This is a genomic window from Paenibacillus sp. F4 (assembly GCF_002894905.1).
In the GTDB taxonomy this organism is placed as follows: Bacteria; Bacillota; Bacilli; order Paenibacillales; family Paenibacillaceae; genus Paenibacillus; species Paenibacillus polymyxa_B.
In genome coordinates this window covers 43,430-56,768 of record NZ_POVS01000015.1, presented here as the reverse complement: position 1 = coordinate 56,768, position 13,339 = coordinate 43,430, and the positions used below count along the sequence as shown (strand labels likewise).

General features: G+C 37.3%; 19 protein-coding genes and 1 pseudogene. 4 read left to right on the top strand and 16 right to left on the bottom strand.

All coding sequences use genetic code 11. The features are described 5' to 3' along the window. Positions 1–44: 44 nt before the first annotated feature. On the top strand, positions 45–479 hold the full coding sequence (locus tag C1T21_RS17185; RefSeq protein WP_103049106.1) for a hypothetical protein: 435 nt from the start codon (positions 45–47) through the stop codon (positions 477–479). Then, on the top strand, positions 457–819 hold the full coding sequence (locus tag C1T21_RS28075) for a DUF6199 family natural product biosynthesis protein (protein ID WP_223822083.1): 363 nt from the start codon (positions 457–459) through the stop codon (positions 817–819). Before C1T21_RS17185 ends, C1T21_RS28075 begins: the two co-directional genes overlap by 23 nt. 81 nt (positions 820–900) lie before the next feature. Here the strand turns inward: C1T21_RS28075 and C1T21_RS17170 are convergent, their stop codons facing one another. From C1T21_RS17170 to C1T21_RS17125, 9 genes are all read right to left on the bottom strand, one after another. Continuing rightward, positions 901–1,083: a hypothetical protein gene (locus C1T21_RS17170; protein ID WP_258012529.1), complete on the bottom strand. Its 183-nt coding sequence runs from the start codon at positions 1,081–1,083 to the stop codon at positions 901–903. 549 nt (positions 1,084–1,632) lie between these two features. Continuing rightward, a complete protein-coding gene (locus C1T21_RS17160; protein ID WP_071558640.1) occupies positions 1,633–1,836 on the bottom strand; it encodes a hypothetical protein in 204 nt (67 codons plus the stop codon). A 432-nt stretch (positions 1,837–2,268) separates the two neighbouring features. Further along, a complete protein-coding gene (locus tag C1T21_RS17155; RefSeq protein ID WP_103049105.1) occupies positions 2,269–2,664 on the bottom strand; it encodes a LytTR family transcriptional regulator DNA-binding domain-containing protein in 396 nt (131 codons plus the stop codon). 15 nt (positions 2,665–2,679) lie between these two features. After that, the gene (locus C1T21_RS17150; RefSeq protein ID WP_071558638.1) at positions 2,680–2,826 is read right to left on the bottom strand and encodes a cyclic lactone autoinducer peptide; all 147 of its coding nucleotides are present in this window, start codon (positions 2,824–2,826) and stop codon (positions 2,680–2,682) included. Further along, a complete protein-coding gene (locus C1T21_RS17145; protein ID WP_071558637.1) occupies positions 2,804–3,358 on the bottom strand; it encodes an accessory gene regulator B family protein in 555 nt (184 codons plus the stop codon). The genes C1T21_RS17150 and C1T21_RS17145 overlap by 23 nt, the downstream gene beginning before the upstream one ends. Then, complete coding sequence (locus C1T21_RS17140) at positions 3,336–4,172, bottom strand: hypothetical protein (protein WP_258012507.1); 837 nt, start codon at positions 4,170–4,172, stop codon at positions 3,336–3,338. The genes C1T21_RS17145 and C1T21_RS17140 overlap by 23 nt, the downstream gene beginning before the upstream one ends. Beyond that, positions 4,154–4,414 (bottom strand): group-specific protein, encoded by a 261-nt coding sequence (locus C1T21_RS17135; RefSeq protein ID WP_071558635.1) that lies wholly within the window; start codon positions 4,412–4,414, stop codon positions 4,154–4,156. The genes C1T21_RS17140 and C1T21_RS17135 overlap by 19 nt, the downstream gene beginning before the upstream one ends. A 93-nt stretch (positions 4,415–4,507) precedes the next feature. Beyond that, positions 4,508–5,575: a thermonuclease family protein gene (locus C1T21_RS17130; RefSeq protein ID WP_103049104.1), complete on the bottom strand. Its 1,068-nt coding sequence runs from the start codon at positions 5,573–5,575 to the stop codon at positions 4,508–4,510. A 113-nt stretch (positions 5,576–5,688) separates the two neighbouring features. Beyond that, a complete protein-coding gene (locus C1T21_RS17125) occupies positions 5,689–6,024 on the bottom strand; it encodes a YolD-like family protein (RefSeq protein WP_103049103.1) in 336 nt (111 codons plus the stop codon). A 166-nt stretch (positions 6,025–6,190) separates the two neighbouring features. Between C1T21_RS17125 and C1T21_RS17120 the strand changes: the two genes are divergently transcribed. Further along, positions 6,191–6,865, top strand: a complete 675-nt coding sequence (locus tag C1T21_RS17120; protein WP_103049102.1) for a hypothetical protein — start codon at positions 6,191–6,193, stop codon at positions 6,863–6,865. Between the two features lie 221 nt (positions 6,866–7,086). Here C1T21_RS17120 and C1T21_RS28485 read toward each other — a convergent pair whose 3' ends face one another. The 6 genes and pseudogenes from C1T21_RS28485 to C1T21_RS17090 all read right to left on the bottom strand — a co-directional run bounded on the left by C1T21_RS28485 (position 7,087) and on the right by C1T21_RS17090 (position 11,389). After that, a complete protein-coding gene (locus C1T21_RS28485) occupies positions 7,087–7,170 on the bottom strand; it encodes a putative holin-like toxin (RefSeq protein WP_223822117.1) in 84 nt (27 codons plus the stop codon). A gap of 142 nt (positions 7,171–7,312) precedes the next feature. Next, positions 7,313–7,581 (bottom strand): annotated as a pseudogene (locus tag C1T21_RS17115) (CPCC family cysteine-rich protein). A gap of 497 nt (positions 7,582–8,078) precedes the next feature. Further along, a complete protein-coding gene (locus C1T21_RS27390) occupies positions 8,079–8,378 on the bottom strand; it encodes a hypothetical protein (protein ID WP_258012506.1) in 300 nt (99 codons plus the stop codon). 104 nt (positions 8,379–8,482) lie between these two features. Further along, complete coding sequence (locus C1T21_RS17100) at positions 8,483–9,628, bottom strand: hypothetical protein (RefSeq protein ID WP_103049100.1); 1,146 nt, start codon at positions 9,626–9,628, stop codon at positions 8,483–8,485. Positions 9,629–9,882: 254 nt separating this feature from the next. Next, complete coding sequence (locus C1T21_RS17095) at positions 9,883–11,013, bottom strand: fibronectin type III domain-containing protein (protein WP_258012505.1); 1,131 nt, start codon at positions 11,011–11,013, stop codon at positions 9,883–9,885. 148 nt (positions 11,014–11,161) lie between these two features. Further along, the gene (locus C1T21_RS17090; RefSeq protein ID WP_103049099.1) at positions 11,162–11,389 is read right to left on the bottom strand and encodes a hypothetical protein; all 228 of its coding nucleotides are present in this window, start codon (positions 11,387–11,389) and stop codon (positions 11,162–11,164) included. 156 nt (positions 11,390–11,545) lie between these two features. Between C1T21_RS17090 and C1T21_RS17085 the strand changes: the two genes are divergently transcribed. Continuing rightward, positions 11,546–12,409: an ATP-dependent DNA ligase gene (locus C1T21_RS17085; RefSeq protein ID WP_103049098.1), complete on the top strand. Its 864-nt coding sequence runs from the start codon at positions 11,546–11,548 to the stop codon at positions 12,407–12,409. Positions 12,410–12,457: 48 nt separating this feature from the next. Here C1T21_RS17085 and C1T21_RS17080 read toward each other — a convergent pair whose 3' ends face one another. Beyond that, positions 12,458–13,261, bottom strand: coding sequence for a discoidin domain-containing protein (locus tag C1T21_RS17080; RefSeq protein ID WP_103049097.1), 804 nt, complete (start codon positions 13,259–13,261; stop codon positions 12,458–12,460). Positions 13,262–13,339 lie beyond the last annotated feature (78 nt).

The following is a 13,339-nucleotide window of genomic DNA, read 5'->3' as shown; positions in this document are numbered from 1 at the left end:
ATTTCCAGCTTGCAAATCCTTTACCCAAAAAGGGAGATGAGATAATGACTAGATTGTTAGATGCTCGAACATCTCAAAACGCAAGTTACGGTAATACAATCTCTATTCCCTTGCCAGCCAATACTCCCGTTGCCATTGCTGAGCTTGGCTTAGATGTAACGGGCGCAGGGGAAAACATGCGTGTACAATTATCCGGGATAGCTGAGCTTGCATTTCCTACCCCTCCACCATTTGACTCCGTTATTTCTTTTTCCATTGTTAGAGGCAATTTCGATTCGCTTGTTGCTTACGCCCTTTACTCTGTAAGTGTCTCCGAAGCAAACCCAAACGCTGTACAGGTCGTCACCATAAATGCTTCCGATTACAATGTCCCTCTACCACCATCAAATAAATTGGTGGATACCTTATATCTATTTTGCACAGCAGATGCTACCCGAATAGGAATAGAGAGTTTTAATGCTGTTGCCTACTCAGATTAAAATTGCACCATCACATGGAGGGCAAAGCCCTCTTATTTTTCTTCTATCTTTCCTTGAGGGACGATACTTTCCATCTATCGTTCTTTTTTGGTATAGTTTACTTAAAGGGGCTGATCCAATGGGATTCATGCTTATTCTTATTGCGATTATTTTTTTCTCGCTTGGTATTTTAAGTAAACGAAATCCCACTTGGGGATGGCGTGCAAACGAAGCCTGGAAGATCAAAGGGGACTCAGAACCAAGTGATGCTTACATTGATGACATGAAATTTAGAGGCTCTGTATCGATTCTCTTTGGGTTCTTCTTTTTAACATGTGGACTTTTGGTTATATTCCTGTAAGTTCTACTATCTGTTTTCAATCCTCAAAATGTCCTTATCCAAAAGACACTTGCTGTTTAGCTGAAGCTCCTAAAATATCATTTAGCATATTTTCAAAAACAGAAATCTGTCTCTTATCCATAGCTTCCTGTCACTCTCGAGAGTGAATGGTTTAGAAGAGCCAGTATACCCGAGTGTAGTCACTTCGTTTTCTAAGACTTTCAAGACATCCAACACATATTTTGCATTCAACGTTAGTTTGAAATTTTTTCCCTTGAAAGCGATTGGCGTTATGCTTTCTGTTCGGGCAAACGCATATATAAAATCATGCGGTATTGCTACTTGAAGCTAGGGCTACAATGAAGTATGTACAGGAGTGGCTTGGACATGGTAGCATCCAAATAACAGCCGACGTTTATGCACACATCTCCAAAAAAATAGAGATGAATAGCATGGAGAACTATGAGTCTGTTACTGAAAATTTATTCTGATAATAAAAATTTTGGGGGGCAATTAGGGGGCAATTATAAATCAACTTAATAAATTTTTTTACCTACCACACACAAAAAATCCCTCAACGCTTAGAGCGCCAAGGGATTTCCCATTTTAGTAAAGAGTCAGATATTGATCGCGTTCCCATTGATGTACTTGGGTGCGATACAAAAGCACTCAGTATTCCTTTGGGTTTCAACATATTTTCTCTCTTGAGTATACTGCAAAATATATTATGTTCAGATTATCAATATACTTTCAAATACACTTAAATCTTTAAAAAGCGCGGTCAAAATGCGGTCAAGAAAATAGCTTTAGTGGTCATATGCTAAAGCTATTTTTTTATCCTTGTGATGCAAGAACTTTTATGTGATTTAGTATTTTTATGAGTTGTTCGTGTGATATTTCTTTCCCGCCATATCTCCAAACTTCATTCACTATTGACTGTACTTGTACTTCCTTAATACCTCCGTTTTCAACAGAATAAGTAAAAGTATCATTTCCTTTGATTTTCATCTGGTTTTCTTCATTTAATAAAATTACCATAATAGACCTCTCCTAAATCGTATAATTAAATCGTTGTTTACTGACAAGCTAAAATCTTATTTACTTCCTTCTAAAACAGAAAAGTTGGATCCCAACGGAATATGTGCGAAGATCTACTGACCACAGCGCATTATTTCTCACTTCTAAGAAATGACGGTAATAAAATCTAAAAGATATGTACACGCTGCTCAATTCTTCGGTTGTAGGATGAAAGATCTATACGAATGGGTAGTAATTAGTAATCACTTTTCCCATATTATATTCGGAGCAATAACATTCATCATTCCTCTACTTTATTCCTTGTTTAAGAATTATATCCACTAACATATATTAAATCCCATTATTAGGTTCTTTGGCAACATAAATTCAGGCGCTGGATGTGTATCATTTTTCGACATTTAAATACAATATTTTCAACAAAAAAAAGAGTTGCTATCTAGTAGCAACTCCCGTGAATATTATGTCTGAATTAATGAAACCCATCTCTTTTATAACCTCTTCAAACCGATGATACGCAATAGGGCACCTTTTTGAGGTTTTTGTTATATCACACTCAAAGTAAGCATCTTTGAAAATACCATTAACGATTTTTACTTTTTCTACATTAAGAGTGTTACTTCTGTCCACATTCAAAAAACGGAATCCGTTACTGTTCAAAAAGTTTTCCCAATGTCTAAGGGTTCCAATCATGTAGTAAGTCTTTTCAATTGTGTGAACTAAAATCTGGTCTCTCTTACGCCCTTTAGATATAAAAAGAACCTTATCCACTTGTACGTTTTCGCCTTGATCAATACCTCCAGGGTCTGCCGATACTGTTAAACTTAGCATTTTGTCATTCCTCGCTTATTTCAACAATTCTTTCGGTGGCTCGGGGCTATGAATCCAAGAAAGACTTGCTGTGCTAACTGACGCAACAGCAAGTGTTGTTAGCATTGCAGCAATATTGTAATACATACCAGCCTTTACTTTACTCAGTTTGTTTTTCTTCATTTCTCACACCTCCTCCTATTAGTGTTAAACTCTGAACAAAAAAGCTAGCGCCTACTACCGGTAAAGCCAACCACAAATTAAGTGCAATAATTGCAACTCCCGAAAATTTTAGCAATGGGTAGTGTCGCTTTGATATGCGTGTCTTCCCCTCTAGCCGTGATGGTGCGTAAACCAAGACAAGTACAATACTTATTATCGAAGTAATGACGATCCAATTGTAATTAAAACTTGCAAAAGATAAAGCGGTAAGTAGAACTGTAGATACAATAATACACGCTATATTGCTCTTTAAATGTATGCCTCCTACAGTTTGACGTAGCATCGAAAAAGATATCATTGCCAGCACAGCTTCTTGTATCTTATCCGTAAAAACTGAAATACCAATAGTTAGCAAAACAATTGAAACTGTGTTGATCGTAACGGCTATCCCATGTTTTAAAACATTTACGGGTGCTGGATGATCGGGGACAACAGTTTTGATGTGTGTTGCTATATCTAGAGCGATGGAGTCAAGACTTTTTATGGTAATCACGCTCCGTTTTTAATGCATAATACAAAAACATTACAGATGCTAGGGTTATGAATAAAATACTCAGAAAGAAATTGTTAAAGTAAAACATAAATGTACAAGCAGCTAGTACCCCGATTATTAAGATAACAACAAGTACATGTTCCCACCTAAAACGGAGATTTTCATAATCTGCTGTAAAGCCTATATTAAATTTATACAGAAACCACGAAACAGCTAACACCCATGCGCTAGTTACTGCTTGCGCCAATGATCCTTCTGCTGAAGTCTGCATTTCAGTTGTTAATGTACCAAAGAGCATCAATATAATTACCGCTTGGAATAACGTATATAGAAATGTGCCTGTAATGGATATTATAGCTGCCCAAATAATTGGCATTCTAACAACAGTGGTTATCAATAATGTGAACAATATAATGTTTATGGTTGGAGCAAAGAAAGATAACGATGTCTCTTCCCTCAAAATAAAGCTCTGCAAATTCATTATTAATCCAATAAACAATGCAGGCCATACATAGTCTAATGCCCTAACTCTGAAAATAGTTAACATTAAAACGAACGCTGCAAAAGTTTCTACAGTTGAAAAAAGCAAGAACCTTATAGGCTCCCACATATCACATAACCCCTTCGCATAATTGGTAACAAGCACACTTTTAATACTACATTTGCTACCAATGAGTGGCAATCCAATTAGCAGTGTAATTTGGTATAAATTGTGCATATGTAAGGTAATTTTTTTACGTGAAGTTATATAAAATTCAAGCAAAAATAACCTTATAGACAAGCCTCTTAAAATATCTATTGTTCTAAAAGCCATTGTTCTAAGAAGGCTCTCGTTTCACGAGCCGGAAAATACCATTTCCTCCCTATTTTCCGTTTGATAAATCTCGGATCGTAAAAAAAGGTATCGAGGATTGCATTCCAACTCATACAAGTTCTCTTCTTCAATTCTTTTGTATCCCAAAATATATATTCAGCATCAACTACTTCCACCAACTCCGAAACTTTTTTCAATATAAGTTTTTTCGCTTCCTTTTCATCTATACTAATCTCAATCAAAATTCTCATCCCTCTTTTTGTAGAGTGTAGTATTAATTAATGAAATCATAAAAATTCCTCGGATATGCACCGAGGAATAGTTTTTAACAAAGATTATCTTTCACAAGCTACTCCATCACCATCACGATCCAGTTTCCTACTATAACCTGGTTCACCTTCATAAATTGGATCGGCACCAGCAGCACGAACCGCAGAACAGTTTTTATAGTATACATTGCTTGATGATTCTCTTGGTTCAGAATAAGTTTGGACGACTTCCTTTTTAGGAGTAACTACTTTAGGCTTAGATTCTTTTACACTTGAATCATTACTTTTAGATTCAGTCTTTGCAGTTGCCTTTTGAGCTGCCTTCTGATTGAATCCATCTTCTTGCGCATAGTTTTCAATACTCCAGATGCCTGTTCCACTCTTTTGAGCAGTAGCTTGAATCTCCTTGAATTGATCGACATATTTAACGTTTGGAGGATTTATGTAGGCCACCCGAGCATAACCTTTCTCGATTAACATTGCATTCAACATCTTATCTCCAACCCATACATAACCAAGTAGACGACCATACTTATCTCGTTTTGAAACATCAAGCTCTAGGGAAAGATTACCCTGCTTTAATTGCTTCAGCGTAAAAGCCGAAGCTTCTTTTGCGAACGGTTGGACTGGTGTACCCTGTTTTACGCTTTCTGGCGTATCTACTAGGAGTAGTCGAATCTTTTCCTCTTTCCCTTGAACTGATGCTTTAAATGTATCTCCATCCGTTCCCGCTATTAAAGTTATAGGAATACGTTTTGGTTGTTCAGAATCCGCCTTTTCGTTAGATGCTGAGGTAGAAACAATGTTTGAAGTTTGCTCAGATTTAGTTGTAGTAGGTACCACAGAAGTTTGTTCTACTTTAGCTGGAACAGCTGGTGCTTTATTCACTAATTCCTGCTGCTTAACATTCGTTAGATTCCCGATGAACGCTAAAAAGAAAATCCCGGCAAGTGAAAATAAAACTATGGCTAGTTTACTCTTCTGATTTTCTCTCTTAGCATTCTGATATTTTTTATACCCCCAGTAGCCAAGCCCTCCTGCTATAATAAGCAATCCTAAATACTTAATAATTGCAACAGCTACAATTACTGCAAAGATAATTCCTATGATTTTTCCCTTTCCATTACTTCTCATGATATCCCCCTAGGTATTTAGTTCTAGGATAAATATACCATGAACATTTTCCAATATATATACTTTTATTACAAAAATCGCACGGATATTTTACTATTCTCTAGATTTATCTGCTAGATACTTGCTGAAATAATATCCTCCAACTTGATCCAACTATAATCATCTTCGCCACGAAACAGTTTTACTTCCCTGCGAGCAGTATTTATAGACGTGATTACACCTTTGAGTTCTTCGTCATCGAACGGGCTAAAAACCACCAGTGTTACAGGTTGACGTGTGTTGTAGGACTCTATAAGCGCTTGCTCGATCAACCGGACTTCCTGATCGTCAAGTTCCGGCTTGCCTCTCCGCTGGCGGTCTTGCATGAGTTTTAAGTATGCTTCCTTGTGTTCTGGTATGATAATCCGACTGCTTTCCCATAAGCCGTTACCTTCTAATTTTTTCGACATGTATGTAGCCTCCTGATGTGTTATGTAGAAATTATATTCCGAACATATGTTCTAGACAAGACTTTTTGCATGCTGTATCTAAAACTTTTTTGCTAGAAAAATATTCCTAGGTCTGATAGACTATATATGGAATATATTACTGATCCATTAGGGGGAGAAAAAAAGCTTGAAGAAACCTGTTTATAAGAAGTGGTGGTTTTGGGTCATTATTGTTATTGTGATTAGCGGAATAGGTAATATGGGTAAAGATAAAGAAGAGAATAAGAACGCTAGTGATACGGGTACAAAACAATCCACTCCGGTAGATGCCACGCAGAAATCCACACCAGAAAAGAAAATTGAAACGCCTGTCGCTGTTTCTGATCCTAAGAAAGAAGCAGCAGATAAAAAAATGAAGCAGCAACTGGTTATTAATTTTGAGAACACATTTTTTAGTGTTGAGAACAGTGGAGCAACTGTATTCAATAAATATAAATCAGACATGGATTCCTTAGGTAAAGGTAAGACTGACGTGTTGACGGTATATGGATCAACTAAGGACGCAAAAGATACAGCTTTATCGTTAATGTCACAATATAATGAGCTTGAAGTTCCAAATGCTTTGCCTTCTGAGGTTAAAGATCTTCTTGAACAATCCAAAAGACACTTGGCAACTGCCTATTACTCTAAAAGTGAAGCATTTAATTCAGTACTCTCATATCTTGATGAACAAAAACCTAGTTATATGAATGACTTCGAAGAGAATATCAAATTAGCAGATCAGGACACAATGCAAGGTGTTCTTAAACTAATGCAAGCAAAAGAGAAAGTCGGTCTTAAAATTACTGAAAAGAAGAAGTAATGCACAAAGAGCCCCGGAGCAATCCGGGGTTTTAATATTTCTATAACCATTATGACTATTGTCAACAGAGGTAATTCCATTGCCTGTATAAAATGAATATGATAACATAAGAATAGAAAAAGGGAACGGCTACTACCGCTCCCCTGTACGACTTACCGCTATAAGAGCGGTCAGCAATTGAGGTTTGATCCAGAAATAGACCGTATCCTCGCCAGGGCGGTCTATTTCCGTTTATGGAAAGAAAGTATCAGAATCACCAACGTTGCGAATTGAATCATCAACATCAGCGTGTCTTTAACTTCCATGGCGTCACCTCCCTTCCGGGAGATTAGCCGACCGCCCTTTATAGCCGTTTTGTCGCACAATCCAGATTATACCACAACCAAGCCCCAGGTAGGTCCCGAGCTTGTTTAATTAATAGAATTCAATTTTGAACTAGCGTTCCAGTTAGTTATAGGGTTCCCAGTTCGGGTCGCGTATATCTTTATCTAAGGCTTTTCTCACAAACTCTATGCATTTTTCTTCGCAAGCGCCAAATACTTTATAATTTGCTGGCCCTGTCTTAAAGATACTATGTTTGCCCCTCCATCATAATCAGGATCTGCAAACTGAATACCATCATCTTCCCAAAAACAAATTTCACAAATATCATAGGTTCCAGGCGGTTCATCGTCTAAGGTTTTGTAACCACAGCAAGGACAAGTATATTTTCCCACCGCTATAAGACCTCTCCTTATTATGTATCTATTTTTTTGTTCCGTTAGCTAGTTATGTGAGTCCTTCATTACTTGTAATTAAAGGAGATAGGAACATATCTTTTGGATAAACCGCTTTAAACATCAATATATCGGTCTGTATATCCTGTCCGTATCTGTATCAATCACGAAACCAACCTCTGTGTCATCTTCAAAACGTAATCGATCAAAATTATGAAGTCGACAAAATATATCAGGTAAATCTCTAATATTAAGACTCAGCATTTTTGCTTGTATATACTTTTGATATAGTTCTTCTTGTGTGCATAGGGGACCAGTAATCAAATTCTGAAAAAAGTAACCTTCAATTTTAATAATCATAATATCACCACTGGTGGTAACCATTCTTTATAAATTTAGAATACTTACATAACAATAGCTCAACTAAAGCGCATGTTAAGTTAACCTTTGTGAACAAGTTAAATCTCCCTTGCTACCACATTTGTTTATGATAGCTTCTATTTTTCCGTTAATTTATTAAATATCTCTCTATCTTTGGAAGTAAAGTCGGAAATCCGTTTCTTTTTCTCATATGTGTTGGTACTTGAGTCCAATTTAATGAAGCTATTTTCACCAACCACATATACGATATTTTTTTCTATTTTATAAGACAGAACGTTATCAATCACTGAATTAGGAGCTTCAATTTGATGAGTGTATAGTATTGGAGGCTCACCCGCTCCTTCCCCCCTGTAAATCTGAAAAGTCCCATCTCCAAAAAACTCTAACGTATCTTTTCCATAAGGGTACTTCCTCATCGTGTCGTCTCCAGAATTTGCCAGATAAATTATAGTAGTAGTTATAACTAGTAGAGAGATCAAGATGTAAATCTTGTATCTGCGTTTCATCTGCAATTCACACCTCACTTCCAAGCCTTTTTTGTATCAGTTACTGTAACATAAGATGTATACTCATTGAGTGTTCCCCATGATTCCATTAAATTTGTTAGATTGGCCGCAGCCCAACCGAGTTTGTTGTCCCCAGTAAACATTTGTTTAAAATTATATTCAAAATTATATTTATCATAATATATTGTAGTAATTTCCCATTGTCCTTTTACATATGTTCCATCTATTTTGTACTTCATTTTGTGAAAAGCGTTATACAAATCTCTGTCACTTTCAATTGCAATAGACCCATCACTTGAAAAACTTTTAACTTTTTTGTCGTTAGCTTTTTGTACTGCTTTATCAATTACATACATATTATGTTCTTTGGATTTTTTAATTTGCTGCGCTTCATACGACCACTCGTTAAAGTGTAAATGTCCTGGTTTGTAATCAAGGGAATGTTGAAGTAAATTGGCTGTGATGTCCCCGTACTTCTTTCGAGCTATAGGAACAGCTACTAATGTAAATGCTTTACGATCAGGAAAATGTATTACAGTGTCTGTCGAATCTTTTACCTTCTCTACGCCTCGTACCCAAGTCTTTTCTAGTTCTACCATAGGATTTTCAAACGGAAAAGTATTATTTCCTGCATACACTAACATATTCTTACTATATGCACCTTCCAGTACTTTTGGCGAGACATCAGACTGATCCTTTTCTCTTGTTTCCTTAGGTTCTAACTGAGGACTGTATTGAATTTTTCCCAATTGATCTTCTTTTTGTTTTAAAACAAGTTCAAACTCAAGGATCTCTTTGCTGGTATCAATCTGTTCTTGATACTTATCTACATAAGCGTGTGTAAACGTAATATCTCGGATTGTGTTTTCATTTCTAACGATTTGGATATTACATTTGCGATAGTAATCCTCACTATCAGGTTTATATTCTGTGTTTGCCCATGTATACAGCATGTTGGAATTATCCGCATTGTCTATAACTGAAGGAAGCGAATGAAGCGGAATTTTGCTTCGAATATGTAGCGAATGAGCCAAGTTTGGAGACTTAGCTGAAAGGTTTATGGAACTATTATTCTTATAAGTAAAGCCAATGATTTCACCTTTTACAAACTCGATTGGTTCACCACCGGATTTGCGTTCTATTCTTAATGAAATGCTCATTGAAATAATCTCCTCTGTTAATTCAATCTAGTTTTGTAGGAAATATTTGTGAAAAACTAATTTCCAAATATTAATATATACGAAAAATATTAAATAGTAAACATATTTTCAACATGGTAAAGGGCGACAATAGAGTTTCGTAACCTCGGCAAATTATATGAAGAAGCTAAAACGAAATATATGCTAGCCTAACACAGACCTGTTAGAAACGATAAAAGCTCTGCCGACCAATTAAGGTTAGCAGAGCTTTTAATTTATTTAGAGTATTCACTTACTTCAAATGTTAGGATACGATCATATAGCATGTAGTCCTTACGGCTGCTGAATGGACCTTTATTATTGTCATGCTTATTTATCGCATAGGATGCTGATCCAGAACCAGCCTGCTTACTTTCGTACCAGGAGATAAAGTCATTGACCTCTTTTATGCTTAAGTCAAATTCCTTCTCCAATCCTGATGTCATAGTAACTACCAAAATAGCGCGGTTACCTGATGGTGATTGAGGATTAGTAGGCTCACCAGTCGATGGTTCGCCAGGATTTGTTGTACCAGGTTCGCTTGGTTTACTTGGCTCCCCCGTTGAAGGATTGTCAGGTGTTGTCGGCTCAGTCGTTTTAGCTTCATTTGGTGTAACTGCAACTTCATTAGAAACAACAGTCTCGACTCCATTAAAAATAGCTACTACTTGAAAATAGTAAGTCGTCCCGTTCGTCAAATTTGGAATGACATAGTTACCTTCTGAATCTTTTTCTACAGAAATTGAGTCAGAATATTTATTGGATTGGGTTCCATAATTAATTTTGTAGTTCGTAGCTTCTTTAATTGTATTCCAGTTCAAGTTAGCAGACGCATTCTGTGGTTGGCCTGTAAGATCTATGGTTTCAAACGTTCCCAGAGTGATTTCGGTAATTGCTAACCAAGACGAACCACCATCTCCATCAATTTTTATACCACTATACGCGCCCTGCTTTACCTTAATAGGGGGTGGCGTTGTATTTGCAGCTTTCAAAGTATGAGTTATACTTTCGCTTATTTGAACCCATTTACCCTCTTTTAGTCCGTAGATTGTATATGAAACTGCTCTTGGTGGTGATGCATTAGTGGTGATATGGACAAAATTAAACTCAATAGCAGTTGGAAAATTTAATTCAATATTTCCTTTGTAGGTCCCGGCATTCCAAGGCGTTTGTATATTTCCATCAATTGCCTTTTCTGCATTGAAATCCGTTGTATAATTCCTGCTAGATTTTACAGTAGTTCCATCTGGAGGTGAAAACCCAAGCATTCCCTCGACTGTTTTAGTTGCTGCATGTGTAACTGATGGTAGTAACATGATGCTAATTAGAAAAAAAGTTAGAACGGTAGTCAAAAATTTCTTTGACATGATTATTAGCCCCCTATGAATATCTTCTATATCCATAAAGATAGATTAACACTCTCATATTGTCTAAACATAAACTTGCTGATCTATAAATATAATCTATATTTTTGCATATTTATTTTTTATTGGGTATTAGTAAGACTCATACCAGTTACCCGGTTGAGCCTTTCACATCTACTCTAAATTCAAACTGCTTACACAAGAAATAAGATCCGTTAATTTTAATCGACTCCGGTGTAATCTTCTCCACTACTCCACCGTAATCCACAATATCTATCAAATCTTTACCCAACGGCTGTACCACATATACTCTTACCTGGCTTAATGCTGCTGCAAACGGCTCTATATCCGACCCTAACACTTTATATGTATGGTTCATGCTGATCACCTCAATAATTTATTCGATGAACGGTATGGTAATCCCTTCAACACAAAGCTCTGCCGACCAATTAAGGTTAGCAGAGCTTTTTCTCTCCAATACTTACCGCCTTACTACTGCATAAATGAGCGTTATAATTAACTTGAGGTGGTCTAATTGTTTATTTCTCCAATGTTACTTGAAACAGCAGCGGGTCCATTCTCAGATTCGCGTTATATTTTTGAGCCGAAAATAGACGGCCACCGCTTAATATATTCGCAACAGAACGGCATTGTACGCTTATTCACGCGCCATAACAACGATTGCACGCGCCAGTATCCTGAGATATCTAGCGCGTTGTTCCCCTATGATGTCGTACTGGATGGTGAAATTGCCTGCGTTGATCCGATGGCTGGCATATCCGATTTTGAATCCGTTATGTCACGCTTCCAGGCGAAGAAAACGGACAAGATCATGCAACTAACCGCTTCCCTGCCGGTTACATTCGTTGTATTCGATATTCTGAGCTATAAAGGCGAAGACTTACGCTCTCTACCACTAATGGAGCGCAAGGCTATACTCGCCGAACTGACACTTCCTAACGCTAATTTCGGGATTGTTCCTTATATCGAAGGTGCTGGGGAAGCATTATTCGATCAGATACAAGCGCGCAATATGGAAGGCGTAGTTGCTAAACGGAAGGATAGTACGTACGTCAGTCGCCGTTCAGCCGCGTGGCAGAAGGTTATTAACTGGTCCTATGCCGACGTATTCATAACAGGTTATCGGAAAGCTGAGTTTGGATGGCTGGCAGGAGTTCCGACATCGAGTGGTGGAAAGATGCGTCCATCCGGTATCATTGAGTTTGGAGCCACACCAACGCATAAAAAAGCGTTCTATGGCGTTAGCAAGCAGTTAATAACTGGTGAGGATCGCGAGTATGTTTACGTGGAGCCGAAGATTAAAGCACGCGTTAAAATACGGAACTGGACTAAGGCGGGGCTACTGCGGAGTCCGGTGTTTACGGAGTTTATAGTCTAATAAAACAAAAAGCTCTGCCGACCATAAGGTTAGCAGAGCTTTTCAATTTTATTTAGAATATTCACTTACTTCAAATGTAAGGATACGATCATATAGCATGTAATCCTTTCGGCTGCTAAACGGGCCTTTATTGTTGTCATGTTTATTGATGGCATAGGATGCTGATCCAGAACCAGCCTGTTTACCTTCGTACCATGCGATAAAGTCATTGACCTCTTTCATGCTTAGGTCGAATTCTTTTTCCAATCCTGTTGTCATGGTGACTACTAGAATTGCACGATCCCCGTTCGGAGTCGGTTCCTCTGTTCCTGGGTTAGGAGTGGAACTTGAGACCTTAGACATCATCTCTAATTCGCCAAGAGTTATATACTGACTTCCATTGTTTGCTGTAATATTAATTCTATAGTCCTTGTATGAATTAGAATTAGAAAAAGTGAATTTTTTTGGAGTGCTATCTACCCATTCTGTGATATTTGACTGAGTGTCTAGCACGTTCCAAGTAACCCCATCATTTGAGCCTTCAAAAGTCCAATCTTTAGGGGCCCGGTCGGTTGCCGTTGTCTGTGGATATATAACGTATTGTTCAATAACTTCAGGTTTAGGAAAGTCATATCTTAACCATGCAGTGTTTTCGTTAGATCCCCAAGCACTAGAGATAGTAGCAAAATCCCCATCAAAAGATCTATATGCGTATGAAAATTCGTTGCTCGCACTTGCCACTCCAGATGGCAAATTGTTAGATGTCATTTTTGGAATTAAATTTTCTGAATACTCTGTCTCGGCTGCAAAAGCATTCGACACCGGAAGAGATAAAAGAACTAAAAATAAAATTGTTATACATGCTTTTTTCATTAAGGTAATCCTCCAATATGTTTAATAGAACTAAGAATAATTTAATTGAGGAAATGTGTCTAAACATAAACTTGCTAA